This is a genomic window from Faecalibacterium sp. Marseille-P9590 (genome assembly GCF_017377665.1).
Classification (GTDB): Bacteria; Bacillota; Clostridia; order Oscillospirales; family Ruminococcaceae; genus Faecalibacterium.
Genome location: NZ_JAFREF010000009.1, coordinates 48,228 through 74,453, shown reverse-complemented (window position 1 = coordinate 74,453; position 26,226 = coordinate 48,228). Strand labels below are relative to the sequence as shown.

The window sequence follows — 26,226 nt, the reverse complement described above, 5'->3', positions numbered from 1 at the left end:
CTTTATAATTTTGTCCAGTCCAGCTGCGTCCAATCCGTTATGTACTGGTCGGCAAGGCACTGCAATTCGGGCTTATCGGCAGCGCTGGTCTCGTCCTCGATGTCGATGAGGTAAAAGCCGCACTGCCTGGCCGTACGGGTGGCGTAGACAGCGTCCTCGCAGACAACGGCGTCGGCGGGTTCGCTGCCGCCCAGCCGCTCGAGGACTTCGTGGAACACCTCGGGGTGGGCCTTGCTCTTCGCGCCCTGTGCGGTGTAGAAGAACTCGAAATAGTCTGCGACGCCCAGCCGGGTGAGCACCTCTTCGCACTGCTCTGCCCAGGTGTTGGAGCAGATGCACATCCGCACGCCCTCGGCTTTCAGCCGGGCCAGCATCTCCCGGACGCCGGGCTTCAGCTCAACTTTTTTGTACAGGTCCCGGATGACCTGCCGCATGGCAGGCTCGTAATTCCGGAGGGTCAGGGGCAGATCGTAGGTGCGGATGAGATATTCCGCGCCCTCCACCATCCCCATGCTCAGAAGAACATCGTGGATGCCGGGTCTTGCGGTGCGGCCATAGCGGCGCAGCAGCTCCAGCGGTGCGCCCTGCCACACCACAGTCATGCTGTCGGTGAGGGTGCCGTCCATGTCGAAAATCCATTGCTTGCGGTGCATCTGTCGTCCTCCTGAATCGTTCTGGCAAAGTGAATTTATTATAGCACATTTTTTGTTACAAAAACAGAGAGAAATCTCCCGGGAAATATGCTATAATCTAGGCAAAACCGGAACACATCAAAGGAGGCAGAAAACATGGCGCAGAACAACACCCCCGTAAAGGCGCTGGTGCTGGCGGGCGGGGGCGCCCGCGGCAGCTATCAGGTGGGCGTCTGGCGGGCGCTGATCGAGCTGGGCTGGCGGCCCCAGATCATTACGGGTACCAGCGTCGGCAGCCTGAACGGCGCCATGTTCGCCCTCGACCTCTACGAGACGGCCCGGGACATGTGGCTGACCATCCGCAGCCAGGATGTGATGGAGCTGCCCGCCGAGGATGCGCCGCTTTCCGAGCTGCACGCATTCCTCAAAGACGCTGTGACTCAGGGCGGCATGGACGTCACTCCGCTGGAAGAGATCGTCGAGCGGGTGCTGGACGAAGATAAACTCCGCAAAAGCCCCATCCGGCTGGGCCTTGTGACCGTGGAGCAGAAGACCCTCAAGGCCCGGGAGCTTCCGCTGGAAGACATCCCCGAGGGCAAGGTGAAAGACTACCTGCTGGCCTCTGCAGCCTGCTTCCCCGCCCTGCGGGCCCACACCATCGACGGGGTGTCTTACCTCGACGGCGGCTACCGGGACAATATGCCCACCGCGCTGGCCCAGAAGATGGGCGCAGAAGAGCTGGTCTGTGTAGACCTGGAGGGTGTGGGCATCACCCGCCCCAACCGCACCGGCCTGCCCACCACCCTCATCCGAAGCTACTGGGAGCTGGGCGACATCCTCCACTTCGACCCCGCCACCGCCCGGCGGAACATCGAGCTGGGCTACCACGATACATTGCGGGCCTTCGGGCGGCTGCGGGGCTGCGCCTACGCTGTGGACAGCGGGGCTGAGAGCAGCGCGGATGCTGCCGCATTTCATGCGGCCTTCGAGGCCGTCCAGAAGGACGTGCGGGAAAAGCACCCCTCCACCCTGACGGCAGACGCTGCTCTCCTGCTGGCAAAACTCTCGGATGCAGAGCTTGCCCCGCTGGAAGCCGCGGCTGAGGACGTGGGCGTAGACCCCGCCCCCTACTACACCACCCGTACTTTGGGAGAAGCTTTCCTTGCAAAATGCGACTTCGAGCGCCTCAGGAGCTTCGAGCCGCTGTTCGAGGGTGAAGCAGGTCCGGCGCAGGCCGCACGGGCCGCTCTGCTGCCCAACACCTTTTTGCAGGCACTGGTCTGCCGGGCGCTGACCGGCAGAGTGCCGCCGGAGGAGATGGAAACATGAAGGTATATAAGGGCTTTACCGCATCGCCCGGCCTCGTGCTGGGTCAGGTCAGCCGGCTGGACCGCCCGCCGCTGGTGTTCGGCGAGGGGCCTTTCCACCCCGAACAGGAAAAGCAGGCGCTGGAAGACGCCATCAAGGTCGCTCAGCAGGAGCTGGACGAGATGGCCGGCCGCGCCGCGCCCTCGGAGCAGGCCATCTTCCTGTTCCAGAGCATGATGCTGGAAGACGAGGGCTTCATGAATGAGGTGGCTTTCCAGATAAAAGCCGGCGTTGGTGCCGCCGAGGCGATGGACCGTGTGGGCCGCCGCTACGCCGCCCAGCTGGCCGCCATGAAGGACAACACCTACATGCAGCTGCGGAGCGTGGACATCCTCGACGTGACCCAGCGCATCACCAACATCCTCTGCCACCGGCTCCGCAGCTGGCTGGCCCTCGACCACCCGGTCATCCTTGCGTCTGACCTGCTCATGCCCACCGATCTGTTCAGCGTCCCGGCGGGCCGCATCCTCGGCCTCATCACCGCCGAGGGCAGCGGCCAGAGCCATGCGGCCATCATCGCCCGCTCGCTGAACATCCCGGGCATCACCCAGGTGGGCGAAGATTTCCTGAAAGACTGCGACGGCCGCGAGGTCATCCTGAACGCCACCGAGGGTGAGTGCATCCTTGACCCGGATGCCGCCGCCCGGCAGAGAGCCATCACCTGCATCTGCGAGATGCAGCGCCAGAACGAGGAGCTGAACGCCCAGCTTGAGCTGCCCAACCGCACCCGGGACGGCGAAGAATTCGAACTTCTGGCCAACTGCTTCGGCCCCGAGGACGTGGGGACCGCGATGGAGTCCGGCGCGTCCGGCGTGGGCCTGCTGCGCAGCAGCTACATGATGATGCCCGGCCACGCCATGGACGAGCAGGAGCAGTATCTGTTCTACACCTCCTGTCTCGCCGCCGCCAGGGGCAGGACGGTGACGGTGCGCACCTTCGACTTCGGTGCTGACCGCACCATGGCCGACGCCTATCAGGGCGTCCAGTCCTCCAAGCTGGGCCTGCGGGGCATCCGCAGCAGTCTGCGCAATCTGCCCCAGATGGCAGTACAGATCTGCGCCCTCATGCGTGCCGCCACAAAAGGCCCGCTGCGGGTCATGTTCCCCATGGTGACAGACATCGAGGACTGGGATTCCGCCATGCAGGTGGTAGACCACTGCCGCCGCAAGCTCACCGAGCGGGGCGTGGAGTTCGAGCCGGATGTCCCCTTCGGCGTCATGCTCAGCGTACCCGCCGCCTGCCTGACGGCAGAGGACTTCACGGCTCACGGCTGCCGGTTCTTCGTCATCGGCACCAACGATTTGACCCAGTACACCCACGCGGTGAGCCGGGAACTGGCCATTGCCGAGCACTACTACCGTCCCGCCAGCCCGGCCATGAAAAAGCTCATCGCCATGGTGGTGGACGCCGCCAGGAAAGCGGACATCCCCGTCACCATCTGCGGCCTCGCCGTCGGCAATGCCGTCAACGCGACCCAGTATCTCCACCTCGGCCTGCGCAGCTTCTCCATGAGCCCGCAGAACCTGTTGACCATCAAAAAGGCCCTGCGGGATGCAGATGCAGAATAAATGAGAAACGGCGTCCCACCTCGGCGGGACGCCGTTTCTGATGTCAGAACTTATTCAAGATTCCCCGTCAGGGTCATGACGGCAGAGACAACGGCCAGCGGGGCCGTCTCACAGCGGAGGATGCGGGGGCCGAGGCCGACGGTCTTTGCGCCGGCTTTTGCGGCCATCTCAGCTTCCTCGGCGGCGAAACCGCCCTCTGCGCCGGTGATGATGGCGATCTTCAGCTTTTCGCCATCGGCGGGCGTGGCCTCAGCCAGAAGCTGGCGCAGGGGTGCGCCGCCGCACTCGTAGCAGAAGAGCACGAGGTCATACTGGTCGAGGCTGCGGCAGACGGCCCCGAAGTTGGGCAGCGGAAGGGCCACATCCGGCAGGATGCCCCGGCCGCACTGCTTGGCGGCTTCAAAGGCGATGCGGTTGTAGCGCTCGTTTTTCTGCTCTTCCTTCTTGGGCGCGGCCACGCAGTAGCGGCTGAAAAATGGGATGAAGTGGTCACAGCCCAGCTCGACGCCGTGGCGGATGACCTGCTCCAGCTTGTCCTGCTTGGGGTAGCCCACCAGCAGGGTGACGTCTACGGTGGGCTCTGCGGCACTGGGGTAGCCCGGCTCCACGCTGAACTCCACCGTCTCATCGCCGAAACCGGTGATGGTGGCAGTATACTCGACGGCGCTGCCGTCGCAGAGGATGACGGTGTCCCCCAGTTTGCCCCGCATCACGCGGGAGAGATGGTGGGCGTCGGCCCCTCGCAGCACGGCGGTGCCGTCGGAAATTTCAGTGGTAAAATAACGGTGCGGCATATTTTTTGATCCTTTACATCTTAGGCTCCCCTCACAGGGGCAATAACGACGACTGCCGCCAGTGGCGGAAGCAGGGAGTCGTTGTTGGGGCCGCGGCCAGCAAGGCGCAAGTGCTTTTCAAGCACGAAGCGAATGCTGGGAGCCGCAACCCGGCAATGGCAGTGCGAAGCACTGACTGAGAGGTTGGCCTTATGCCTTCTTGCAGACGATGCACTCCCAGCCGCGCTTCTCCTTCACTTCCAGCACGGCGAGGCCGGCGGCTTCCAGCGCGGCGATGACCTCATCCTTCCGGCTGTCGATGATGCCGCTGGCGATGAAGACGGCGTCGTCGGCCATCAGGCCGGGGACGGCGGGGGCCAGCGACATGATGGCGTTGGCCACGATGTTGGCCGTGATGATGTCGTACTTGCCGCTGGCCTTGTCGGACAGATCGCCCACGAGGACGGTCAGCTTGTCGGCCACGCCGTTGAGGGCGGCGTTCTCGCCGGCGGTGCGGACGGCCACGGGGTCGATGTCCACGCCCTCAGCCACGGCTGCGCCCAGCTTGAGGGCTGCGATGGCGAGGATGCCGCTGCCGGTGCCGATGTCCAGCACCCGCTCGCCGCCCTTGACCCGCTCGTCCAGCACTTCGAGGCAGAGGTTGGTGGTCTCATGGCCGCCGGTGCCGAAAGCAAGGCCCGGGTCGAGGATGAGCTTGACGCGGTCGGTGTCGTAGTCCTGCCAGGACGGCACGATGGCGAGGCGCTGGCCCACGTCCATCGGGTGGTAATACTTGCGCCAGCCGTTCTGCCAGTCCTCCTGCTCCACGCCCTCGGTCTCGGAGGTGTAGGGGATGCCTGCGGCCTCCATCCGGGCCGCGATGAGGGCCAGCGTCTCCACCGGCGAAGCGCCCGGCTCGAGGTACATGTGGATGATGACGGTGTCCCGGGGCTTGTCCAGCAGCTCCTGCTCGATGAGGTCCACGTGGGCGATCTGCTCCACCTGTTCCTCGATGTCGCTGTAGTCTTCGATATAAATGCCGCCCTCCGCGATCATGGTGGCCACGGCCTCAGCGGCCTCGGCGTCGGCTTTGGATACGGTCAGGCGAATATCAGTCCATTCCATAAGGATGCTCCTTCCGTGTATTGGGGATATACTGTCTTTATAGTACCCGATTCCGGCCCGGGATGCAAGCTCTCGGGCCGAAAGATACCCGAAAAGGCTTTCTTTTTTCCTGGCAGTATGTTAATATGGTGTTGTACCCGGACTGGGTCCGGGCGGCTTCCTGCCGGAAGCGCCCGCCGCATCGTTCCCCAAAGGAGGAATTATCGTATGTTTTTGGGAATGGATATTTACAGCTGGATCGCTGCTATCGTCATCGCGCTCATCGTCACATTCCTTCCGATCACGCTGCCGTTCAAGATCGTTCTCGCCATGGTAGCCATGGCCTGCTTCTACTTTGGACGCAAGTATTATCACAACCATAAGAACGGCGGGGCCGAAACGCCCAGCATGAGCTCTGCCGAGAGCGAGGCACTGGCCTCCGGCATCCTGAAAGCCCTCGGCGGCAAGAATAATATCATCAAGGTGGACTACTGCGCCACCCGCCTCCGCTTTGAGGTACACAGCTACGCCTCCGTGGACGAGGCCGCTGCCAAGGCCGCAGGCGCAGAGGGCGTCATCCGCCCGGCCAAGAACGCCTGTCAGGTGGTCATCAAGGGCGATGTGCAGGCCGTGTACGATGCCCTGCGCAAGCAGCTGTAACTAAGAAGCCGTTTTCTCACGAAAACAGCTTCTCGAGCACCGCCGGGAACGGGCCGCTGCGCCCGGCCCGGCGGTATTTTTATCGGAAAGGAATTTTGATATGAAGCCCCAGACCTTTACGTGGAAGAAATTCACCGCCGACGAGTTGACGCGGGTGTATCTGGACGAGATGCGCCGCGACTTCCCGTCCAGCGAGCTGAAACCCCTGAGCATGATACTGAACAGTGAAGCCGCCGGTATGGCCCACACCTGGGGCGTGTTCGAGGGGGAGACGCTGGTGTCCTATCTGCTGATGGTGCGGCCTATGGGCTGTGAAGTGAGCCAGCTGGACTATTTCTCCGTCCTGCCCGCCTACCGCAGCACCGGCATTGGCGCACGTCTGCTGGCCGCTCTGCCCGCCCACGAGGAGGGCGCAAAGGCCATCCTCATCGAGGCCGAGTGTCCCGAGAAGGCTGACGACGAGGCCATGGCCGTCCGGCGTCTGGGCTTTTATGCCCGCTGCGGGGCCGTTGACACCGGCTGGACGGAGCATCTTTTCGACGCATGGTTCCGGGTGCTGGTCCTGCCTGCCGAGGGGGAGACACTGGAGGCGGAGACGGCCAACAAAGAGCTGGCCGACTGCTACAGCCGGGTGATGGGCGCGGACAAGTGGCGCAGATATGTCCAGCTCTACCGCCCGGACGGCACGGAAGAGAAATTCTGATTCGATCATAGGGTCTGAAAGGCTGCTTTACGTTCTGTGAAGCAGCCTTTTTTGCACCCATCAGCGGGCGGGATGCACAAACGAACGTGCAGATTTTTGACAGTTTGACCGGAAATGTAAAATCGAGTGTCCTATTTTCCACACCGACTTTACCAGAGGATGACAGCAGCGCAAAAACACCACACAAAGCTTTACCTGCATTTTGCGCTGCCATGGTCGCAGCTGGATGGGCGGTGCGCTACAATAAAGGCGTCCCAAGAGAGACACAACAAGGAAAAGGAAAACAGCCCGGCCAGAACAAAAGGGCCGGCCCAGTTGAAGGAGATATTATGATGAAAAAGATCACTCGTCGTTCGTTCCTGTCCATCTGCGGCGCTGCTGCCGCTGCTGCTGCCCTGACCGCCTGCGGCGGTGCAGCTTCTTCCACTGCTGCCTCTTCTGCCGCCGCATCCAGCACCGCAGCTTCCGCTTCTTCTACGGCTGCGCTGTCCGGCAATGTCGCCACCGGCGGTTCCACCTCTATGAAGAACGTCATCGCCGCCCTGACCGAGGGCTTCGCTGAGATCGAGCCGGATGTCACCATCAGCTATGACCCCACCGGTTCCGGCGCAGGCATCACCGGCGCTACCGATAAGACTCTGGACATCGGTCTTTCTTCCCGCGCCCTGAAGGCTGACGAGACCGGCGTCACCGGCACGATCGTAGCTCTGGACGGCATCGCCATCATCGTCAACAAGGACAGCAAGGTCGAGGACCTGACCGTTGACCAGCTCAAGCAGATGTTCACCGGCGAGATCACCAACTGGTCCGAGGTCGGCGGCGGCGACGGCGAGATCGTTCTGGTGGGCCGCGAGGCTGGCTCCGGCACCCGCGATGGCTTCGAGAGCATCGTGGACGTCAAGGATTCCTGCAAGTACGCGCAGGAGCTGACGGCTACCGGCGCTGTCATCAGCGCTGTGGAGGCCAATCCTCTGGCCATTGGTTACGCTTCTCTGTCTGCCATCGGCGACACCGTCAAGGCTGTGACCGTCGGTGGCGTGGAGTGCAGCGAGGAGACCGTCAAGGACGGCAGCTATGAGGTGCAGCGTCCCTTCGTGTTCGTCACCAACGACTCCGTCACCCTCTCCGCTCAGGCTCAGGCGTTCTTCGACTTTGCTACCAGCACCGACGCTGCCGACCTCATCCGCACCGCAGGCGCTGTACCGGTGAACGAGTAACTTTGTGAGGGATCCCTCAGGTGTTTTTATGAAAAAATTCGAGCTGCCCCGCACCCCGGCCCAATGGCTGGAAGCTGTCATGAACGCCATCTTCTTCCTCTGCGGCATCCTTGCTGTGGGCTGCGTGGCTGTCATTACCATCTATATGTTCCTGTCGGGCCTGCCCGCTATCGGAAAGATCGGCCCGCTGAAATTCCTCTTCGGCACCGAGTGGGCTTCCACGGCGTCCGAGCCGAAGTACGGCATCCTGCCCTTCGTGCTTTCGAGTATTTATGGCACCCTGGGCGCGTCCCTCATCGGCGTGCCGGTGGGCCTGCTGACAGCAGTGTTCCTCTCGAAAGCGGCAGCTCCCGGCGTGCGCAATGTGGTCGTCACGGCGGTGGAGCTGCTGAGCGGCATCCCCAGCGTGGTGTTCGGTCTGCTGGGTATGCAGGTGCTGGTGCCTGCGGTGGCGAAGGTGTTTGGCAAGGCGTCGGGCGCCTGCCTGCTGTCGGCCATCGTGGTGCTGTCCATCATGATACTGCCCAGCATCGTGTCGGTGTCGGTGACGGCCCTCAACGCCGTGCCGCCCGAGTATGAGCAGGGCAGTCTGGCACTGGGTGCGACCGATACGGAAACGTGGTTCAAGATCAGCATCCCGGCGGCCAGGAGCGGCATTGCAGCCGGTATCGTTCTGGGCATTGGCCGCGCCATCGGCGAGGCAATGGCCGTCATGATGGTGGCAGGCAACAGCCCCAATATGCCGGACAGCCTCTTCCGCAGCGTCACCTTCCTGACCACGGCCATCGCCAAGGAGATGAGCTACGCCAGCGGCCTGCAGAAGCAGGCGCTGTTCAGCATCGCGCTGGTGCTGTTCGTCTTCATCATGGTCATCAATGTGCTGCTCAACGCTGTGCTGAAGGGAGGAAACAAGGATGAAAAGTGACTTCTCCCCCTCCCGCCGCGCATGGAACGTCATCATGACCGCTGTGGTCTGGGCGGCGGCAGTGCTGGTCATCGCCCTCACGGTGGGTGTCATCGGGCTGGTGCTGGTGCGGGGCATCCCCCACGTCAGCTGGGAATTCCTTTCCACCACCGCCAGCGTCCTCAAAGGCACGGACGGCATCCTGCCCGCTATCCTCAACACGTTATATGTCATCCTGCTCACCCTGCTCATCGTCCTTCCGCTGGGCGTGGGTGCGGCAGTTTACCTCACAGAGTACGCCTCCAACCGGAAGCTCATTGAGGTCATCGAGTTCACGAATGAGACGCTGGCGGGCATCCCCAGCATCATCTACGGCCTCGTGGGTATGCTGGTCTTCGCCCAGACAATGGGCTTCAAGACCTGCCTGCTCTCCGGCAGCCTGACGCTGGTGGTCATGAACCTGCCCACCATCATCCGTACCACGCAGGAGTCCCTCAAAACGGTGCCGCAGGGCTACCGGGAGGGCGCTTTGGGCCTCGGCGCAGGCAAGTGGCACATCATCCGCACCATCGTGCTGCCCTGCAGCATCGACGGCATCGTCACCGGCTGCATCCTGGCCGTGGGCCGTATCGTGGGTGAGAGTGCGGCCCTGCTCTTCACCGCCGGTGCGGCGGAAGTTATTGCAGGCAGCATCGCCAAGGCTTACACATCCAACGGCGCGACCCTCTCCGTCCTGCTCTATCTGCGGGCCTTCGAGGACGGCGACTTCGCCTCCGCCTGGGGCATCGGCGCAGTGCTGCTGGTTCTGGTGCTTCTCATCGACCTTGCAGCCCGTCTGGCAAAAACAAAACTCAAACAGAAACAGTAAACCTCTCCGTCATCGCTGACGCGATGCCACTGCCCGGGTTGCGGCACCCAGCATCCGCAGCGCTTTGCTTGCGTCTTGCTGGCCGCGGCCCCAACAGCGACTCCCTGTTTCCGCCACTGGCGGCGGTCGTCGTTGTTGCTCCTATCGAGGGGAGGCCTTGGCATATCGGAAAAGTCAGCCTCTTCGCCAGAGGCTTCCCTACAAGGGGAGCTGGCGGGCGCAAGCCCGACTGAGAGGTTGGATGAAGGAGCAGTCAACCAATAAAGGAGTCTGTATGGCATCAATTATTACGGCCCATGACCTGAACCTCTGGTACGGCGACTTCAAGGCCCTCAAGGGCATCTCGCTGGACGTGGGCGAACGGGAGATCACTGCCCTCATCGGCCCCTCGGGCTGCGGCAAATCCACCTTTCTCAAGACCCTGAACCGGATGAACGACCTTGTGCCGAACGTCCGCATCGAGGGCGACGTCCGCCTCCGGGGCGAGGATATTTTCTCAAAGGAGATGCAGCTGACCGACCTGCGCCGCCGCGTGGGCATGGTCTTCCAGAAGGCGAACCCCTTCCCCATGAGCATCTACGACAATATTACTTATGGTCCCAAGCTCCACGGCGTCCGCAATAAGGCGGAGCTGGATGAGCTGGTGGAAAGCTCCCTGCGGGGCGCTGCCCTCTGGGACGAGGTGAAAGACCGCCTGAAAAAGAGCGCGCTGGGCCTCTCCGGCGGCCAGCAGCAGCGCCTGTGCATCGCCCGGGCTCTGGCTGTCAAGCCCGAAGTCCTGCTGATGGACGAACCCACCAGCGCCCTCGACCCCGGCTCCACCATGAAGGTGGAAGAGCTGATGAGCGAGCTGAAAAAGAACTACACCGTCGTCATCGTCACCCACAACATGCAGCAGGCGGCCCGTATCAGCGACCGCACGGCCTTCTTCCTGCTGGGTGAGCTGGTGGAGTGCGGCCCCACGAGCGAGATTTTTAGCACCCCGAAGGATAAGCGCACCGAGGACTATATCTCGGGCCGCTTCGGTTAAAAAGGAGGGTTTGCGATATGAGCACACGCACACAGTACGAAGCCGACCTCGCGGCCCTGAAGGGATCGCTGGCCAAGATGAGCCAGCTCTCTGCCGACGCGGTGGAAGATGCGCTGGAAGCCCTCTGCACGGCGGACGCCGAGGAAGCAAAGGGCATCATCAAGGGCGACACCGAGGTCAACCGGATGGAGCGGGACATCGAGCACCGCTGCATGACCCTGCTGCTGCGTCAGCAGCCGGTGGCAAGTGATCTGCGCTTTATCTCTGCTGCCATGAAAGTGGTGACAGACGTGGAGCGCATCGGTGACCATGCCGCCGACATCGCGGAGATCGTCCCCCATCTGGCCGGCGTCCGCAAGGCGGGCGACCCCGCCGTGAGCAGGAGCATTGAGATGGGCCGTAAAGCCCACAAGATGCTGCAGGACGCCATGAGCGCCTTTGCGGCAGAAGATGAGGCGGCGGCAAAAGCCGTCATCGACGCCGACGACGCCGTGGACTACGACTTCAACACCATCAAGCGGATGCTGGCGGCGGAGATCGCCGCCGACCCCGGCAAAGTGGACGCCGCGCTGGATGTGCTGATGGTCATCAAGTACCTCGAGCGCATCGGCGACCACGCCGTGAACATCGCCGAGTGGGTGGAGTTCCTGCGCACGGGCCGGTATCACCACGAGAAGATGTTCTGAGTTCTGTTTTCCTCTTTTTCTTTTCCTGAAAAGCTGCTGCCCCATGTGGGTGGCAGCTTTTGCTTTGTCGAAACCCCGTCTGAAAAATTTTGGAGTTTTTTCTTGTCTTATGCAATTTCCGGCCCGGATGCGCCGTATTATAAGCAGAAGCCTCCCAACAGAGGGACGCTTATGAGACCTGAGCGCGGCCCGGCTCCGACATCCCCCCATGTCCCCGGCTGCGCCGCAACGGAGGATACCTATGAGCATCAAGAAATTCCCGCTGGAAGCTTACGGCGCGGCCGTCAGCCGCGAAGAGCTGGTGCAGGCGGCTTTGGATGAGATCACCAAGAATTACCGTGAGGCCAGCCTCTCCAATGTGGCCCGCAGTTACGGCGTCTCTCTGGCCTATGTCAGCGAGTGCGTCCGGGCGCAGACAGGCCGTACTTATAAGGAATTGCTCCAGAAGCACCGGATGGAGACTGCCGCCCGCCTGCTGCGCCGCAGCGACTGGAACATCCAGCAGATCATCACCTACGTAGGCTACGAGAACACCAGCTATTTCTACCGCCTGTTCCACGAGCGGTACGGCCAGAGCCCCCGTGAGTACCGTCAGAGCCGCGCGGCCCGCACCCGCACACCGGCCTGACCTTTGAGCACACTGCGAAAAAAGACGTCCCGTGTCTGCGGGACGTCTTTTGATGTCTTAAGATGGAAAAACGATGCAGAGTGTGTTACAATAAAAGCCAGACCTGCAAAAATGCGGGAGTGCGCTGCGGCGCACGGAAAGAGAAGGTGGAAACGGAATGTTTCGTGGAGCACGGCGCTCTGATCTGGAGCAAATTTTAGAGATCTATGCCCATGCCCGGAAAGCAATGGCGGATTCGGGCAACCCGACCCAGTGGGGCGACAGCTATCCGCCGCAGGAGATGCTGGAAGAAGACATCGACTCCAACCGGCTGTTCGTCTATACGGTGAACGGCCGTCTCGAGGCGGTGTTTGCCTTCATCCTCGGGCCGGACCCCACCTACGCGAAAATCGAAGACGGCCAGTGGCTCAACGATGAGGTGCCTTACGGCACCATCCACCGGCTGGCCTCGGCGGGTGACCGCAGGGGCGTGGCGTCTGAGGTCATCGCATGGTGCCTCGAGCACTGTGAGAGCCTGCGGGCCGACACCCACGCCGACAACAAGATCATGCAGCATCTTCTCGAGAAGAACGGTTTTGTCCGCTGCGGCATCATCCATGTGGAAGACGGCACGCCCCGCGTCGCCTATCAGAAGCTGTCGGCCACCGTACACATGCAGGAAGAATAAGGAGGGACTGGCATGAAGATCACACAGGTAAAGCTGGGCCGTATCTCGACCCCGCTCCGCGTCCCCTTCAAGACAGCGCTGCGCACCGTGAGCAGCGTGGAGGACGTCATCGTTGAGCTGCACACCGACACCGGCGCGGTGGGCTACGGTGAGGCACCTCCCACCGGCGTCATCACCGGCGACACCACCGGTGCCATCATCGGCGCCATCCGCGACCACATCGCCCCGGCCATCCTGGGCCGCGACCTCGACGAGTTCGAGGATCTGACCGCCGCCGTGCAGAAGGCCCTCGTCCACAACACCAGCGCCAAGGCTGCTGTGGATATGGCCCTGTGGGACCTGCTGGGCCAGAAGTACAGCGCCCCGGTTTACCGGATGCTGGGCGGCGCGCGCAGCAATATCGTGACGGACATCACCATCAGCGTCAACCCGCCCGAGGAGATGGCCCGGGACGCCCGCACCGCCATCCAGCGCGGTTATGACTGCCTGAAGGTCAAGGTGGGCATCGACCCGGAGCTGGACGTGGCCCGTCTGGCCGCCGTCCGCGAGGCCGTGGGCAAGGACGTCAAGCTCCGCATCGACGCCAATCAGGCGTGGAATGCAAAGCAGGCTGTCCGCATCCTCGACCAGATGCAGGAGAAGGGCCTGGACATCGAGTTCGTCGAGCAGCCTGTGCCTGCGGCTGACCTCGAGGGGATGCAGTACGTCACCCGCCACGCCAGCGTGCCGGTACTGGCCGATGAGAGCGTGTTCAGCCCGGCGGACGCCCTGCGCATCATGCAGACCGGCGCAGCCGACTTTGTGAACATCAAGCTGATGAAGTGCGGCGGCATCACCAACGCCCTCCGCATTGCCTCGGCGGCAGAGGTCTACGGCGTGGAGTGCATGATCGGCTGTATGCTGGAAGCCAAGATCTCGGTCAACGCAGCCGTGGAGCTGGCCTGCGCCAAGAAGATCATCACTAAAGTGGACCTGGACGGCCCGGTGCTCTGCAGCGAGGACCACATCCTCGGCGGCGCGGTCTTCGACGAGAAGAATATCACAGTCTCGGATGCACCCGGCATGGGTATCCAGGGTTTCGTCCCCGGCAAAGTGACCTATCTGGACGACTGAAAAATCAGAAAAAATAAATAAGAATGACTACCCCTGGCAGACAAACTCTGCCGGGGGATTTTTCTGCCCTAAGCGGTGAAATATTTTAGCTGTGTATTCCTGTGGCGCACATATAAGGCGGCGCGGAGGAAGGCCGAAAACGAAAAATCTGCCGAAACAGCCCGAAAAATTCACTGAAAACCTTTGACTTTTCTTCCGTGTGTGCTATAATAACAACTGTCTTTGGGTAAGAGACAGGAAAAGTGTGCGTCGAGGACGCACAAATACAGAGGAGTGTTTTATATGATGAATGGTGCAAAAGCCATTGCGAAGAAGTACAATGAGGTCAGCCTCATCCTTCGCATCGTCGTCGGTCTGGTCATCGGCGCGGTGCTGGCGCTTGCGGTGCCGGGTGCAGGCTGGGTCGGCGAGCTGGGCAACCTGTTCGTCGGCGCACTGAAGGGCATCGCTCCGGTGCTGGTGTTCGTCATCGTGACGAGCGCGCTGGCACAGGGCAGCTCCAAGCTGGACCGCCGCTTCGGTACGGTCATCTGGCTGTACATGCTCACCACCTTCCTTGCGGCTGCGATCGCTTCGATCACCAGCTTCATGTTCCCTGTGTCGGTCGTTCTGGCAGACGCTGCCCAGTCGGACGTGGTGCCGCAGGGTCTGGGCGAGGTGCTGAGCACCCTGCTCACCAACTTCGTCGCCAACCCTGTCAGCTCTCTGATGAGCGGCAACTACATCGGCATCCTGTTCTGGGCCTGCATGTTCGGCCTTGCCATGAAGAACATCGGCTCTGACACCACCAAGAAGTTCCTTGCCGATACCGCCGACGCTGTGTCGCAGGTGGTGCGCTGGATCATCAATCTGGCTCCCTTCGGCATCATGGGTCTGGTGTACACCAACGTGGCCGGTAACGGTCTGGCCATCTTTACCCAGTACGGCAAGCTGCTGGCTCTGCTGGTGGGTACCATGCTCTTCATGGCGTTCATCGTTTCGCCCTTTATCATGTTCATCTATCTGCGCTGCAACCCGTATCCGCTGGTGTTCCGCTGCCTGAAGGAGTCCGGCCTGACCGCTTTCTTCACCCGCAGCTCTGCGGCCAACATCCCCGTCAACATGGCCCTGTGCGAGAAGCTGGGCCTCGATAAGGATATGTATTCCGTTTCCATCCCTCTGGGCGCTACCATCAATATGGATGGTGCGGCTATCACCATCACCATCATGACGCTGGCTGCGGCCAACACGCTGGGCATCCCCGTGACCCTGCCTGCTGCTATCGTCCTGAGCGCCATGTCCGCTCTGGGTGCCTGCGGCGCTTCCGGCGTGGCCGGCGGCTCTCTGCTGCTCATCCCCATGGCCTGCTCCCTGTTTGGCATCTCCAACGATGTGGCCATGCAGATGGTCGGTGTCGGCTTCATCATCGGCGTGATCCAGGACTCTGTGGAGACTGCGCTGAACTCCGCCGGCGACGTGGAGTTCGCCGCGACCGCCGAGTATCATCAGTGGCTCAAGCAGGGCAAGCTCCTGCCGGCTTTCCTCCGCAAGTAATATGCAAAACAAAATGGCTGGGGCCGCGAGGCCCCAGCCATTTTTCTGTATAAGCTCAGTCCATGAGCTTTGCTTTCTGCAGAGCGGTGACGATGAGGGGGATGAGCACCAGCTGTGCGATGATGCCCGGCACAGCGGTGAAGAGCGCACCGGACAGGAAGGCCGAGAACGGGAAGCTCGAGCCGGACAGGCCCGCCAGCACGAAGCGGACCGCGCCCCAGACGAGGCGGCCAGCCACCATGGCCGCCGCGAGGGTGGCGTAGGTCATGGGCAGGGTGTGCTTCACCCGGCGGTAGAGCCAGCCGGACACAGCACCGTAAGCTGCCAGCTCAAAAGCCATCGAAATGGCGATGGGGAACATCGGGGGCATCCCGAAGAGCACCGAGCGGAGCAGCGGGGCCGCAAAGCCCACCGCCAGACCCCACGGCCCGCCCAGCACGAAGCCGCAGAGCAGGATGGGGAAATGCATCGGGCAGAGCATATTGCCTACCTGCGGCAGATGCCCCGTCACCATGGGCAGCACGAAGGCCAGCGCCAGAAAGAGTGCGGCCAGCACGACATTGCGGGCCGGAGAAGAGTTTTTGGTTTTCATCTGTTTCCTCCTGTGACTGCGCCGCAGAAAAACAAAAAAGGGGCCTGCCAGTCGGCTTGCAAGCCAACGGCAGACCCCTTCATGGCGTCTGTTTCAAAAATGCGGCGGCTGAAAATAGTGTAAGGCGGGCTTCGGCCCGCAGGCCCGGCTTCCTGCCGGAAATCGTGAAAATTATAGCAGAGTGCCGCAGGATTTGTCAAGACAGCCCCCGGACAGGCTGCAAATTGACCAAAAAAGAAAGCGTTTGGAGCAGTTTTTGACCGCCTGTGTACATTTTGCTGAAAGAAGCTTGACCTTTTTGCACAGAATAGATAATATAAACTTGAATTATAGCGCAATGGGGCGGCGGGAGCTGTGCCTTGCGCGGCTGTATACTTGCAACTTCTGAGGTTCATACGGGAGGACCATCATGACAAATGCAGAAAAGCTTACCCTTGCCAAGCACGCCTGTCACATCCGCATGGGCGTGATCGAGGGAACTCACAGCGCCAAGTGCGGCCATCCGGGCGGCAGTCTGGACATCGCCGAGGTGCTGTCTTACCTCTACTTCGTGGATATGAATATCGACCCCAAGGAGCCGAAAAAACCGGACCGCGACCGCTTCGTGCTGTCCAAGGGCCATGCAGCTCCGGCACTTTACGCTACGCTGGCCGAGCGCGGGTTCTTCCCGGTGGAAGACCTCAAGACCCTGCGCAAGATCGGCAGCTACCTGCAGGGCCACCCCAACATGAATGAGACTCCGGGCGTGGATATGTCCACCGGCAGTCTGGGTCAGGGCGTGTCTGCCGCCTGCGGCATGGCTCTGGGCGCAAAGCACAGCGGCAAGCCCATCAATGTCTACACCATCCTCGGTGACGGTGAGGTGGAAGAGGGCGAGTGCTGGGAGGCTTTCATGTTTGCCGCCCACTATAAACTCTCCAACCTCTGCGTCATGCTGGACCGCAACCACCTCCAGATCGACGGCACCACCGAGACGGTCATGAACAGCGCCCCGCTGGAAGAAAAGCTCAAGGCGTTCAACTTCAACGTCCTGACCATCAACGGCCACGACTACGACCAGATCGAGTCTGCCATCAAGGCGTTCCACGCCGAGAACGACAAGCCCACCTGCATCATTCTGGACACCGTCAAGGGTACGGGCGTCTCCTTTATGACCAACTCTGTGGATTGGCACGGCAAAGGCCCCAACGACGAGGAGTACGCTGTGGCCATGCAGGAGCTGAACGCAGCCTACGCCGCGCTGGAACAGGAGGACAAGTAAGATGGCAGATGTAAAAATGATCGCTACCCGCGAGAGCTACGGCAATACTCTGAAAGCACTGGCCGCTGAGGGCCACGACGACCTGGTGGTCCTGGACGCCGACCTCGCTGCCGCTACCAAGACCGGTATGTTCCGCAAGGCTTACCCGGACCGCCACTTCGACTGCGGCATCGCCGAGGCCAACATGATGGGCGTCGCCGCCGGCCTGTCCACCATGGGCTATGTTCCCTTTGTGTCCAGCTTTGCGATGTTCGCTGCGGGCCGTGCCTTTGAGCAGATCCGGAACTCCGTGGCCTACCCCCACCTGAACGTGAAGATCGGCGCTACCCACGGCGGTATCTCCGTCGGTGAGGACGGCGCTTCTCACCAGTGCTGCGAGGACTTCGCCCTCATGCGCAGCCTGCCCGGCATGACCATCATCTGCCCCGCCGACGACGTGGAAGCACGCGCTGCTGTCCGCGCCGCCTATGAGATGCAGGGTCCTGTCTACCTCCGCTTTGGCCGTCTGGCTGTTCCCGTGTTCCACGACGAGGCCAACTATCACTTCGAGATCGGCAAGGGCGAGCAGCTCACCGAGGGCAATGACATCGCCATCGTGGCCACCGGCCTGATGGTCAACGAGGCCCGCAAGGCCGCCGAGACCCTGGCCGCCGAGGGCATCCACGCCCGCGTCATCAACATCCACACCATCAAGCCTCTGGATGAGGACATCATCCTCAAGGCTGCCAGGGAGTGCGGCAAGATCGTCACCGCCGAGGAGCACAACGTCATCGGCGGTCTGGGCGAGGCTGTCTGCTCCCTGCTCAGCGAGAAGCTGCCCACCCCTGTCCGCCGCGTCGGCGTGCAGGACAAGTTCGGCTGCTCCGGCCCCGCATGGGACCTGCTGAAGGAGTATGGTCTGGACGCTGCCACCATCTGCAAGACCGCAAAGGAAATGCTGGGCAAGTAAGCTCTTTCTCTGAAATAACGAACGCCGCTGTGCATTGCACGGCGGCGTTTTTGCATCTCACAGAGCTTTTATCAGCTTTTCCCTCTCGGCGTACACCTCGGCGAAGACTTTGCGCAGGGTGCATATCTCGGGGCGGGGGTCATCCCGCAGGGTCAGCAGGCGGGTGTCCGGGATGGACAGATGCAGCGGGATGTGCCACCCGGCAGGGAAAGCCGGGTATATCATCGGGCAGAGGAACATCCCCCGCCCGGCCAGAAGCTCGGCGTAGACCGACTCGTAGTTTTCCACCATCCGCCAGACCGGTGTGGAATAGGGCATCCCCGGCTGCTTCTGGGCGAAATCCACCATATCCTGATAGAGGGGCTCGTAAAATATCTGCTGTCCGGCAAGGTCAGAAAGCTCGACGCTGCTTTGGCCGGAGAATGGGTGCTCCGGCGCGGCGATGAGGTAAAACCGGTTGCCGATGATGGTCTCACAGCGTATCTCTGGCGGCAGCGGGCCGAAGGGAAGGTAGAGCGCCGCGTCTGCCTCGGTGCAGAGCATGTGGTGGTAGCTGGAGGGGACAGGCGTGGTGTCCACTTTGAACTCATAGCCCGGCAGCGCGGCGTGGAGCCTCGCCATCAGGATGGGGTAGATGGGGTCCCGCTGCAAAAGCACCGGCGGCAGGCGGAGGGTCAGGGTGTGGTGGGTGCCGAAGCCTTTCAGCGCCGTGCGGGCGTTGAGGATGCCGCGGTAGAGGTCTTCCGCATGGGGCAGCAGGGCGCGGCCTGCCTCGGTGAGGGCCACCTGCGTCGTCGTGCGGCGGAACAGTGCGGCGTCCAGCTCCTTTTCGAGGCTGCGTATCTGGTAGCTCAGGGCGGGCTGGGTGCAGTAGAGTTCCCGCGCGGCGGCGGAGAAATTCAGCGTCCGGCTCACGGTGAGAAAGCAGAGAAGCTGGTGCTCGTTCATGACAAAAAAACTCCTTTCCGGCGGCGGGACATCCTTACGGCCTCAGTATAGCAGGAAATAGGACACTTATAAAGCTTTTTTATCAGGATGCTTAAGATTTTTTAATTCCCTTTTACTTCGTTATATTTTATACTATCTCTCGGAAGAACGATTTTCTACCTGAAAACGTCGAAAGAAGAAAGAGTAAGGAGCATTCCAGATGAAAAAGATCTCTCGTAAAGGCTTCCTGAAGGTTGCCGCCGCTGCCGCTATGAGCGGCGTTACCGCCAGCGCACTGGCCGCCTGCAACGCAGGCTCTTCCAGCAGCACTGCCGCCTCCACCGGCGAGGCCATCTACACCCCCGGCACTTACACCGGCACCGCCACCGGCATCGGTGAGGTGAAGGTCACCATGACCTTCAGCGAGACCGCCATCACCGACGTGGTCATTGACGCCTCCAACGAGACCGAGAGCATCGGCGGCGTGGCAGCCCCCACCCTGAAGGACGCCCTGATGGCTGCTCAGAGCACCGAGATCGACAACATCTCCGGCGCTACCGTCACCACCAACGCCGTCAAGAAGGCCGCCGCAAGCTGCATCGAGCAGGCAATGGGCGTCCACACCGCAGGCGGCGACACTGCTGCATCTTCCTCCGATGAGGACTGGCTGGGTACCGAGCCGGAGATCGACGAGAGCAAGGTCGCCAAGACCGTTGACGTGGATGTGGCAGTCGTGGGCTGCGGCATCGCAGGCGTTGCCGCCTGCCGCAGCGTCGCTGAGGACGGCGGTCTGGTGGCTGCTTTCGAGAAGGCCGACGGCCCCCAGTGCCGCAGCGGCGAGTACGCCGTCATCAACGGCAAGGTGCAGGCCAAGTGGGGCCGCGACACCTGGACCCGCGAGCAGATCGACGACATCATCGACTCCCACATGGTGGAGAGCACCTACCGCTGCAAGCGCAGCATCATGAGCAAGTGGGCCCACAACATCGGCGACGCCTTCGACTGGTGGGTGGAGGCAAACCCCGACCTGTACTACGCCGAGACCACCCGCAGCGCTATCCCCGACGAGAGCGCGGACAACTTCATCATCCCCATCTTCTACCCGCTGCCCGAGCACTACGACTGGAAGCAGGAGCGCTTCCCCTGCTACCCCACTTCCGTTGAGTTCAAGCCCGACCAGCACGTCACCGTCGAGGCCAATATGCAGAAAGCCATCGACACCGGCAATGTCCAGACCTTCTACGGCTGCTTCGTCGAGAAGCTCATCATGGATAATGGCCGCTGCGTGGGCCTCTACGCCCGCGATGCCGCTACCGGCGAGTACATCAAGTGCAACGCCTCCAAGGGCGTCATCCTCTCCACTGGCGACTACTCCCAGAACACCAAGATGCTCAAGCACTTCTGCCCCGAGGTCATTGAGAACAACATCCAGTGCCTGTTCACCAATGTGGATGTGGAGGGCAACTTCACCAACCAGGGCGACGGCATCCAGCTGGGTATGTGGGCCGGCGCTCAGGTGCAGCAGAGCCACGCCCCGATGATCCACCACATGGGCGGCGGCGCCGACCTCGCCGGCGTAGGCGTCATGGGCAATGCAGGCTTCCTGAACCTCGACCTCAACGGCAAGCGCTTCATGAACGAGGACCTGCCCGGCCAGCAGCTGGAAAACCAGATCGAGCTGCAGAAGAACCGCGAGAGCTGGCAGATCTTCGACTCCAACTGGCCTGAGCAGCTGCCCTATATGCCCGCAGCCCACGGCGGTGCCTGCTACTATGAGGACTACGCCAGCGAGGACGAAGGCCCCAAGAACAACACCACCTACCGCAACTACAAGAGCCCCTATCAGCTGGAAGCTGCTGTGGCCGATGGCCGCGCTGTGAAGGCCGACACGCTGGAAGAGCTGGTGGCAAAGATCTACCCGGACGATACTGCCGCCCAGCAGACCGCTCTGGACTCCATCCAGCGCTACAACGAGCTGGCAAAGGCCGGTTACGATGAGGACTTCCACAAGCCCGCTTCTCGTATGTGGGCAGTCGAGAACGGCCCCTTCTACGCCGACAAGTTCACCACTGCTCTGCTGCTGGTCTGCATCGGAGGCCTCGAGAGCGACGAGGACTGCCACACCTTCGACGCCGACCGCAATGTCATCCCCGGCCTGTACGTCGCCGGCAACATCCAGGGCAACCGCTTTGCCACCGAGTACCCTATCGGCCTGAAGGGCGTCAGCCACTCCATGGCCATGTACTACGGCTACGTCGCCGGCAAGAACGCCCTGAAGGACATCTGAGCCTGAAATCGCAAAATAATTTCCAGAGCCCGGAGCAGAAAATGCCTGCCCCGGGCTTTTTATGTGACTTGCTCACGGAAAAACGCCGGAGTTTGGGGTATACTGTCTCTGTCAGATGAAAAAACACTCTTTATGGAGGGAAACGATATGGCAGTCATCACCATCACGAAAGAAAACTTTGAGGCCGAGGTGCTGAAGAGCGCTCAGCCCGTCCTGCTCGATTTCTGGGCCGCCTGGTGCGGCCCCTGCCGGATGCTGAGCCCCATCGTGGACGAGGTGGCCGAGGAGCGCACCGACGTCAAGGTGGGCAAGGTCAATGTGGACGAGCAGCCCGATCTGGCCGCCGAGTTCGGCGTCATGAGCATCCCCACCCTGCTGCTGTTCGAGAACGGTAAGCTGGTTCGTCAGGCCGTCGGCGCACGTCCTAAGAGCGGCGTGCTGGAACTGCTGGGCTGAGAATAAAACGGCGAGGAGCCGCTGCACGGAAAACGCTGTGCGGCGGCTCCTTTTTTGCGCCTGCATCATCTCAAAGCGGGCTTTCGTGAAATCATTTCGCCTTTCTGTACAAACGCACAGAAAAATCGTATCATAAAAATGAAAACACGGTCACTTTCACACTTTACAACTTTATCTGGATAAAGTAAAATAACCTTATCATAAGACAAAAGCGCCCGGGAAAAGGCGGGGCGCAGGGGCCGGGGCGGGCAAGCGCCCGGTGAAAAGTGAGGGAAAAGGTATGAAATTTGACATCTCCTGCTTACAGCCGAAGGAACAGGCCTCTTTCGCGCTGCGGGCGCTGTACGAGGCGGCGGGCTGCCGCAAATATCACATGGGCCGGTTCGAGGAGTACGGGCTGTATCAGGAGAACCGCAGCTTCCTTTCATCGGAGCAGGTCATCACCTTCACCGATCTGGACGGGCGGCTGCTGGCACTGAAACCTGACGTGACCCTCTCCATTGCCAAGACGGCGCAGCCCGCGCCGGGCGAGACACTGCGCTACTACTATCACGAAAATGTCTACCGTCCCTCGGCGGAGAGCCACACCTTCAAGGAAATCGGCCAGATGGGCCTTGAGATGCTGGGCGATGTGGGCGAAGGACAGGTGCGGCAGGCGGTGTCGCTGGCGGCACAGTCCCTCGAGCAGCTGGGCCAGCCGTGGGTGCTGGAAGTGAGCCACATGGGCTACCTGTTCGGTCTGCTGGATGCGCTGGACGTGCCGGAAGCTTCCCGCGCCGCCCTGCTGGCAAAGCTGAAAGCGAAAAACCTCCACGAGCTGAAAGCGGCGGCGTCCGCCGCCGGGATGGATGAGGCCGGCGCCGACGCGCTGGCGGGGCTGATGAGCCTCTGCGGCAGCTGTGAGGATGTGCTTCCCCGTGTGGAAGCCGCCTGCCGGAACGAGCGGATGGAAGCCGCCGCTGCCGAGCTGAAAGCCATCACCGAAGAGCTGGCTGGTGCAGGCGGCAGCATCCGTCTGGACATGACGCTGGCCGGTGAGATGGAATATTACAACGGCCTTGTGTTTCAGGGCTATCTGGAGTCGCTTCCCCGTCCGGTGCTCAAGGGCGGGCGGTATGACCTGCTGATGCAGAAGTTCACCCCGGGCGCGGGGGCCATCGGCTTTGCGGTCTATCTCGACGAGCTGGACCGCCTGAGCGCCCCGCTCCCGCCGGTACAGCAGCAGAAAACCGAAAAGACCATGCTGAACGTAGCTCTGCCGAAGGGTCGTCTCGGTGACAAGGTCTATGACCTGCTGGCTGGTATCGGCTACGGCTGCCCCGAAGACTACAACGCCACCCGCAAACTGGTGGTGGAGAACCCCGCCGCCGGCATCCGGTACTTCCTCGTCAAGCCCAGCGACGTTGCGATCTACGTCGAGCACGGCGCGGCAGACGTGGGCATCGTGGGCAAGGACATCCTGACGGAAGCGTCTGCCGATGTCTACGAGCTGCTGGACACCGGCCTCGGAAAGTGCCGGATGTGCGTCGCCGCCCCGGCAGATTACAAAGACGACCCCAGCCGCCCGGTGCGGGTGGCAACCAAGTTCGTCAACATCGCCAAGAGCTATTATGCATCCATCGGGCGGGACATCGACATCATCAAGCTGAACGGCTCCATTGAGCTGGCCCCCATCCTGGGCCTGTCCGACGTCATCGTGGATATTGTGGAGACGGGTACGACTCTGCGGGAAAACGGTTTGCGGGTGGTGACGGAGTTCATGCCCATCTCGGCCCGCTTCATCGCCAATAAGGCCAGCTACCAGTTCAAGCACCGCGAAATGGACGAGATGCTCGAAAAGCTGCGTGCCGCCCTTGCCGCAAAGGAGGAGAAAAAATGATAAAGCTGTATAACTTCGATGAACTGAAGCCCGAAGAGATATTGAACCGTGACATCCGCGCGGAGAAGAATGTGGAAGACGTGGTGGACGGCATCATTGCCGATGTCCGCGCCCGGGGCGACGAGGCCCTGAAAGAATACGCCCTCAAGTTCGACGGTGCCAAGCTGGAGAACATCCAGGTGACGCAGGAGGAAATTGAAGAAGCCTTTGCGAATATGGACGGCTATTTCCTCGAAACGCTGCGGGAGGCCGCCGCCAACATCGAGGCCTTCCACCGCCAGCAGGTGCATAAAAATTTTGTGATGAACGACAAGCCCGGCATCGTGCTGGGCCAGAAATACACCCCCATCGAGAAGGCGGGCGTCTACGTTCCGGGCGGCACGGCGGCGTATCCTTCCACCGTCCTGATGGACGTCATCCCGGCCAAGGTGGCGGGCGTTTCGGAGATCGTCATGACGACTCCCGCCGGTAAGGACGGTAAGATCGATCCGGTCATCCTCGCCGCTGCGGCCACCGCAGGCGTGACCAGGATCTTCAAGACCGGCGGCGCACAGGCCGTGGCCGCGCTGGCCTACGGCACCCAGAGCATCCCGGCGGTGGATAAGATCGTCGGCCCGGGCAATATCTATGTCGCCACTGCCAAGAGGAAGGTCTTTGGCAAGGTGGGCATCGACATGATAGCAGGCCCCAGCGAGATCCTGGTTCTGGCCGACGGCGGCTGTGACCCCGCCTGGGTGGCCGCCGACCTGCTGAGTCAGGCCGAGCACGACAGGCTGGCGAGCCCCGTCCTCGTCACTGACAGCGCTGAGCTGGCCAAGGCCGTTCAGGCAGAGCTGGAAGTGCAGATCCCCCAGCTGCCCCGCGCCGCCATCGCCCGCGCCAGCGTGGACGACAACGGCAAGATCATCGTCTGCTCTGATTTACGCAAGGCCATCGAAGCCTGCAACATCATCGCACCCGAACATCTGGAAGTCTGTGTGGACGACCCCTTCAGCGTGCTGAATGAAATCAAAAATGCAGGCAGCATCTTCCTCGGTCGGAACGTCCCCGAGGCACTGGGCGACTACTTCGCCGGCCCGAACCACACCCTGCCCACCAGCGGCACGGCACGTTTCTCCAGCCCTCTGGGCGTGGACGACTTCGTCAAGAAGTCCAGCTTCATCTACTACACCCGGGAGGCGCTGGAAAAGGCTGCGCCCCGCATCGCCGACTTTGCTGAGCGGGAGGGCCTGCACGCCCACGCCCGCAGTGTGACCATAAGATATGAATAAACCTCTCAGGCGCTTCGCGCCAGCTCCCCTAATGGGGGAGCCTTTGGCAGAGAGGTCAAATTGCAATAAAAACGGAGGCTGGCAAACATGAGCCGTTTTCTTTCTCCCACGCTGGAAGCTGTCACTCCCTACACCCCGGGCGAACAGCCGCAGGACCAGCAGTACATTAAGCTGAACACCAACGAAAGCCCTTATCTCCCCTCTCCGGCCGTGGTGGGGGCGGTGAGCGAGGCCGAGGTGGAAAAGCTCCGCCTCTACTCCGACCCTGCGTGTGCCGAGCTGCTGCGGGCAGCGGCGGCACATTTCGACTTACAGCCTGACCAGATCATGCCCGGCAACGGCAGCGACGAGAACCTGTTCTTCGCCCTGCGGGCCTTCTGCGACGAGAACCACCCGCTGGCCTATGCAGACATCACCTATGGCTGCTACGGAGTCTGGTGCGGGCTGATGCACATTCCCAGCCACATCATCCCGCTGAAAGAAGATTTCACCCTCGACCCGGCAGACTATTACGGCCTGAACGAGACCATCGTCATCGCTAACCCCAACGCCCCCACCGGTCTGGCCCTGCCCCGCAGCGCCATCGAGGAGATCCTGAAGGCGAACCCCGACCATGTGGTCATCGTGGACGAGGCCTATGTGGACTTCGGCGGCGAGAGCTGTGTGCCGCTCATCAACGAGTACGAAAATCTGCTGGTGGTCCAGACCTTCTCGAAGTCTCGTCAGCTGGCCGGTGCGCGGCTGGGCCTCGCTATGGGCAATGCGAAGCTCATCGCTGACCTCAACCGGGTCAAGTTCAGCCTCAACCCCTACAACATCAACCGGCTGACCCTGAAGGCGGGCAAGGCCGCGCTGGAAGATACGGACTACTTCGACAAGACCCGCGCCGCTATCGTGGAGACGCGGGGCTGGACAAAGCAGCAGCTGGAAGCGCGGGGGTTTGCCGTGCTGGACAGCCGCTCCAATTTCCTGTTTGCTTCCACCGACAAAAAGAGCGGCGGCGAACTTTACCTGAAACTGAAAGAAAAAGGCGTGCTGGTGCGCCACTTCGACGCACCCCGTATTTCGAACTGGCTGCGCATCACCATCGGCACGCCGGACGACATGACCGCCCTTCTGCGGGCGCTGGATGAAATTTTGGAGGGCTGAG

The 26,226-nt window shown here is 61.6% G+C and carries 25 protein-coding genes; 20 read left to right on the top strand and 5 right to left on the bottom strand.

From position 1 onward, the window contains the following. Positions 1 to 2: 2 nt before the first annotated feature. Positions 3 to 653, bottom strand: a complete 651-nt coding sequence (locus J3349_RS10445; protein ID WP_207677373.1) for an HAD family phosphatase — start codon at positions 651 to 653, stop codon at positions 3 to 5. 135 nt (positions 654 to 788) lie between these two features. Here J3349_RS10445 and J3349_RS10440 point away from each other — a divergent pair, with 135 nt between their 5' ends. Both J3349_RS10440 and J3349_RS10435 read left to right on the top strand, forming a co-directional pair. Beyond that, positions 789 to 1,961 carry a patatin-like phospholipase family protein gene (locus tag J3349_RS10440; RefSeq protein WP_207677372.1) on the top strand — a complete coding sequence of 391 codons (1,173 nt, stop codon included), beginning with the start codon at positions 789 to 791 and terminating at the stop codon, positions 1,959 to 1,961. Next, positions 1,958 to 3,568, top strand: coding sequence for a putative PEP-binding protein (locus J3349_RS10435; protein WP_207677371.1), 1,611 nt, complete (start codon positions 1,958 to 1,960; stop codon positions 3,566 to 3,568). The genes J3349_RS10440 and J3349_RS10435 overlap by 4 nt, the downstream gene beginning before the upstream one ends. A 50-nt stretch (positions 3,569 to 3,618) precedes the next feature. On the opposite strand, the gene J3349_RS10430 is transcribed toward J3349_RS10435, so the two are convergent. Continuing rightward, positions 3,619 to 4,362, bottom strand: a complete 744-nt coding sequence (locus J3349_RS10430) for an RsmE family RNA methyltransferase (RefSeq protein ID WP_207677370.1) — start codon at positions 4,360 to 4,362, stop codon at positions 3,619 to 3,621. Positions 4,363 to 4,551: 189 nt separating this feature from the next. Beyond that, positions 4,552 to 5,466, bottom strand: a complete 915-nt coding sequence (gene prmA, locus J3349_RS10425; RefSeq protein ID WP_158395779.1) for a 50S ribosomal protein L11 methyltransferase — start codon at positions 5,464 to 5,466, stop codon at positions 4,552 to 4,554. 207 nt (positions 5,467 to 5,673) lie between these two features. Between prmA and J3349_RS10420 the strand changes: the two genes are divergently transcribed. From J3349_RS10420 to sstT, 11 genes are all read left to right on the top strand, one after another. Then, complete coding sequence (locus tag J3349_RS10420) at positions 5,674 to 6,105, top strand: glucose PTS transporter subunit EIIB (protein WP_242699620.1); 432 nt, start codon at positions 5,674 to 5,676, stop codon at positions 6,103 to 6,105. A gap of 100 nt (positions 6,106 to 6,205) precedes the next feature. Beyond that, positions 6,206 to 6,808: a GNAT family N-acetyltransferase gene (locus J3349_RS10415; RefSeq protein ID WP_207677368.1), complete on the top strand. Its 603-nt coding sequence runs from the start codon at positions 6,206 to 6,208 to the stop codon at positions 6,806 to 6,808. 332 nt (positions 6,809 to 7,140) lie between these two features. Beyond that, the gene (locus tag J3349_RS10410; protein WP_207677404.1) at positions 7,141 to 8,025 is read left to right on the top strand and encodes a phosphate ABC transporter substrate-binding protein; all 885 of its coding nucleotides are present in this window, start codon (positions 7,141 to 7,143) and stop codon (positions 8,023 to 8,025) included. A 28-nt stretch (positions 8,026 to 8,053) separates the two neighbouring features. After that, complete coding sequence (gene pstC / locus J3349_RS10405) at positions 8,054 to 8,950, top strand: phosphate ABC transporter permease subunit PstC (protein ID WP_149795062.1); 897 nt, start codon at positions 8,054 to 8,056, stop codon at positions 8,948 to 8,950. After that, positions 8,940 to 9,797, top strand: coding sequence for a phosphate ABC transporter permease PstA (gene pstA, locus J3349_RS10400; RefSeq protein ID WP_207677367.1), 858 nt, complete (start codon positions 8,940 to 8,942; stop codon positions 9,795 to 9,797). The genes pstC and pstA overlap by 11 nt, the downstream gene beginning before the upstream one ends. Before the next feature lie 274 nt (positions 9,798 to 10,071). Beyond that, on the top strand, positions 10,072 to 10,827 hold the full coding sequence (gene pstB, locus J3349_RS10395) for a phosphate ABC transporter ATP-binding protein PstB (RefSeq protein ID WP_242699619.1): 756 nt from the start codon (positions 10,072 to 10,074) through the stop codon (positions 10,825 to 10,827). Between the two features lie 17 nt (positions 10,828 to 10,844). Then, a complete protein-coding gene (phoU, locus tag J3349_RS10390; RefSeq protein ID WP_158395793.1) occupies positions 10,845 to 11,513 on the top strand; it encodes a phosphate signaling complex protein PhoU in 669 nt (222 codons plus the stop codon). Between the two features lie 241 nt (positions 11,514 to 11,754). Then, entirely contained in the window at positions 11,755 to 12,141 is a 387-nt protein-coding gene (locus J3349_RS10385) for a helix-turn-helix transcriptional regulator (RefSeq protein ID WP_015566053.1), read from the top strand. Positions 12,142 to 12,298: 157 nt separating this feature from the next. Next, positions 12,299 to 12,808: a GNAT family protein gene (locus J3349_RS10380; protein WP_207677365.1), complete on the top strand. Its 510-nt coding sequence runs from the start codon at positions 12,299 to 12,301 to the stop codon at positions 12,806 to 12,808. 12 nt (positions 12,809 to 12,820) lie between these two features. Beyond that, positions 12,821 to 13,921: a dipeptide epimerase gene (locus J3349_RS10375; RefSeq protein WP_158395798.1), complete on the top strand. Its 1,101-nt coding sequence runs from the start codon at positions 12,821 to 12,823 to the stop codon at positions 13,919 to 13,921. Positions 13,922 to 14,206: 285 nt separating this feature from the next. Next, complete coding sequence (gene sstT / locus J3349_RS10370) at positions 14,207 to 15,454, top strand: serine/threonine transporter SstT (RefSeq protein WP_207677403.1); 1,248 nt, start codon at positions 14,207 to 14,209, stop codon at positions 15,452 to 15,454. A gap of 55 nt (positions 15,455 to 15,509) precedes the next feature. Here sstT and J3349_RS10365 read toward each other — a convergent pair whose 3' ends face one another. After that, on the bottom strand, positions 15,510 to 16,046 hold the full coding sequence (locus J3349_RS10365; RefSeq protein ID WP_207677364.1) for an ECF transporter S component: 537 nt from the start codon (positions 16,044 to 16,046) through the stop codon (positions 15,510 to 15,512). 409 nt (positions 16,047 to 16,455) lie between these two features. Here J3349_RS10365 and J3349_RS10360 point away from each other — a divergent pair, with 409 nt between their 5' ends. Continuing rightward, on the top strand, positions 16,456 to 17,307 hold the full coding sequence (locus tag J3349_RS10360) for a transketolase (RefSeq protein WP_158395802.1): 852 nt from the start codon (positions 16,456 to 16,458) through the stop codon (positions 17,305 to 17,307). Between the two features lies 1 nt (position 17,308). Then, positions 17,309 to 18,256 (top strand): transketolase family protein, encoded by a 948-nt coding sequence (locus tag J3349_RS10355; RefSeq protein WP_207677363.1) that lies wholly within the window; start codon positions 17,309 to 17,311, stop codon positions 18,254 to 18,256. 57 nt (positions 18,257 to 18,313) lie between these two features. Here J3349_RS10355 and J3349_RS10350 read toward each other — a convergent pair whose 3' ends face one another. Next, entirely contained in the window at positions 18,314 to 19,204 is an 891-nt protein-coding gene (locus J3349_RS10350) for a LysR family transcriptional regulator (RefSeq protein WP_207677362.1), read from the bottom strand. Between the two features lie 199 nt (positions 19,205 to 19,403). On the opposite strand from J3349_RS10350, the gene J3349_RS10345 reads away from it, so the two are divergent. From J3349_RS10345 to hisC, 5 genes are all read left to right on the top strand, one after another. After that, the gene (locus J3349_RS10345) at positions 19,404 to 21,470 is read left to right on the top strand and encodes an FAD-binding protein (protein WP_242699618.1); all 2,067 of its coding nucleotides are present in this window, start codon (positions 19,404 to 19,406) and stop codon (positions 21,468 to 21,470) included. Positions 21,471 to 21,617: 147 nt separating this feature from the next. Continuing rightward, complete coding sequence (gene trxA, locus J3349_RS10340; protein ID WP_149795096.1) at positions 21,618 to 21,926, top strand: thioredoxin; 309 nt, start codon at positions 21,618 to 21,620, stop codon at positions 21,924 to 21,926. A 280-nt stretch (positions 21,927 to 22,206) separates the two neighbouring features. Then, a complete protein-coding gene (gene hisG / locus J3349_RS10335) occupies positions 22,207 to 23,805 on the top strand; it encodes an ATP phosphoribosyltransferase (protein WP_207677361.1) in 1,599 nt (532 codons plus the stop codon). Next, positions 23,802 to 25,076: a histidinol dehydrogenase gene (gene hisD, locus J3349_RS10330; protein ID WP_207677360.1), complete on the top strand. Its 1,275-nt coding sequence runs from the start codon at positions 23,802 to 23,804 to the stop codon at positions 25,074 to 25,076. Before hisG ends, hisD begins: the two co-directional genes overlap by 4 nt. Before the next feature lie 87 nt (positions 25,077 to 25,163). Next, complete coding sequence (gene hisC / locus J3349_RS10325) at positions 25,164 to 26,225, top strand: histidinol-phosphate transaminase (RefSeq protein WP_207677359.1); 1,062 nt, start codon at positions 25,164 to 25,166, stop codon at positions 26,223 to 26,225. Position 26,226 lies beyond the last annotated feature (1 nt).

Coding starts and splice junctions, on each gene's coding strand:
- J3349_RS10445 (WP_207677373.1), bottom strand. CDS start 653: ATGCACCGCAAGCAATGGATTTTCGACATGGACGGCACCCTCACCGAC.
- J3349_RS10440 (WP_207677372.1), top strand. CDS start 789: ATGGCGCAGAACAACACCCCCGTAAAGGCGCTGGTGCTGGCGGGCGGG.
- J3349_RS10435 (WP_207677371.1), top strand. CDS start 1,958: ATGAAGGTATATAAGGGCTTTACCGCATCGCCCGGCCTCGTGCTGGGT.
- J3349_RS10430 (WP_207677370.1), bottom strand. CDS start 4,362: ATGCCGCACCGTTATTTTACCACTGAAATTTCCGACGGCACCGCCGTG.
- prmA (WP_158395779.1), bottom strand. CDS start 5,466: ATGGAATGGACTGATATTCGCCTGACCGTATCCAAAGCCGACGCCGAG.
- J3349_RS10420 (WP_242699620.1), top strand. CDS start 5,674: ATGTTTTTGGGAATGGATATTTACAGCTGGATCGCTGCTATCGTCATC.
- J3349_RS10415 (WP_207677368.1), top strand. CDS start 6,206: ATGAAGCCCCAGACCTTTACGTGGAAGAAATTCACCGCCGACGAGTTG.
- J3349_RS10410 (WP_207677404.1), top strand. CDS start 7,141: ATGAAAAAGATCACTCGTCGTTCGTTCCTGTCCATCTGCGGCGCTGCT.
- pstC (WP_149795062.1), top strand. CDS start 8,054: ATGAAAAAATTCGAGCTGCCCCGCACCCCGGCCCAATGGCTGGAAGCT.
- pstA (WP_207677367.1), top strand. CDS start 8,940: ATGAAAAGTGACTTCTCCCCCTCCCGCCGCGCATGGAACGTCATCATG.
- pstB (WP_242699619.1), top strand. CDS start 10,072: ATGGCATCAATTATTACGGCCCATGACCTGAACCTCTGGTACGGCGAC.
- phoU (WP_158395793.1), top strand. CDS start 10,845: ATGAGCACACGCACACAGTACGAAGCCGACCTCGCGGCCCTGAAGGGA.
- J3349_RS10385 (WP_015566053.1), top strand. CDS start 11,755: ATGAGCATCAAGAAATTCCCGCTGGAAGCTTACGGCGCGGCCGTCAGC.
- J3349_RS10380 (WP_207677365.1), top strand. CDS start 12,299: ATGTTTCGTGGAGCACGGCGCTCTGATCTGGAGCAAATTTTAGAGATC.
- J3349_RS10375 (WP_158395798.1), top strand. CDS start 12,821: ATGAAGATCACACAGGTAAAGCTGGGCCGTATCTCGACCCCGCTCCGC.
- sstT (WP_207677403.1), top strand. CDS start 14,207: ATGAATGGTGCAAAAGCCATTGCGAAGAAGTACAATGAGGTCAGCCTC.
- J3349_RS10365 (WP_207677364.1), bottom strand. CDS start 16,046: ATGAAAACCAAAAACTCTTCTCCGGCCCGCAATGTCGTGCTGGCCGCA.
- J3349_RS10360 (WP_158395802.1), top strand. CDS start 16,456: ATGACAAATGCAGAAAAGCTTACCCTTGCCAAGCACGCCTGTCACATC.
- J3349_RS10355 (WP_207677363.1), top strand. CDS start 17,309: ATGGCAGATGTAAAAATGATCGCTACCCGCGAGAGCTACGGCAATACT.
- J3349_RS10350 (WP_207677362.1), bottom strand. CDS start 19,204: ATGAACGAGCACCAGCTTCTCTGCTTTCTCACCGTGAGCCGGACGCTG.
- J3349_RS10345 (WP_242699618.1), top strand. CDS start 19,404: ATGAAAAAGATCTCTCGTAAAGGCTTCCTGAAGGTTGCCGCCGCTGCC.
- trxA (WP_149795096.1), top strand. CDS start 21,618: ATGGCAGTCATCACCATCACGAAAGAAAACTTTGAGGCCGAGGTGCTG.
- hisG (WP_207677361.1), top strand. CDS start 22,207: ATGAAATTTGACATCTCCTGCTTACAGCCGAAGGAACAGGCCTCTTTC.
- hisD (WP_207677360.1), top strand. CDS start 23,802: ATGATAAAGCTGTATAACTTCGATGAACTGAAGCCCGAAGAGATATTG.
- hisC (WP_207677359.1), top strand. CDS start 25,164: ATGAGCCGTTTTCTTTCTCCCACGCTGGAAGCTGTCACTCCCTACACC.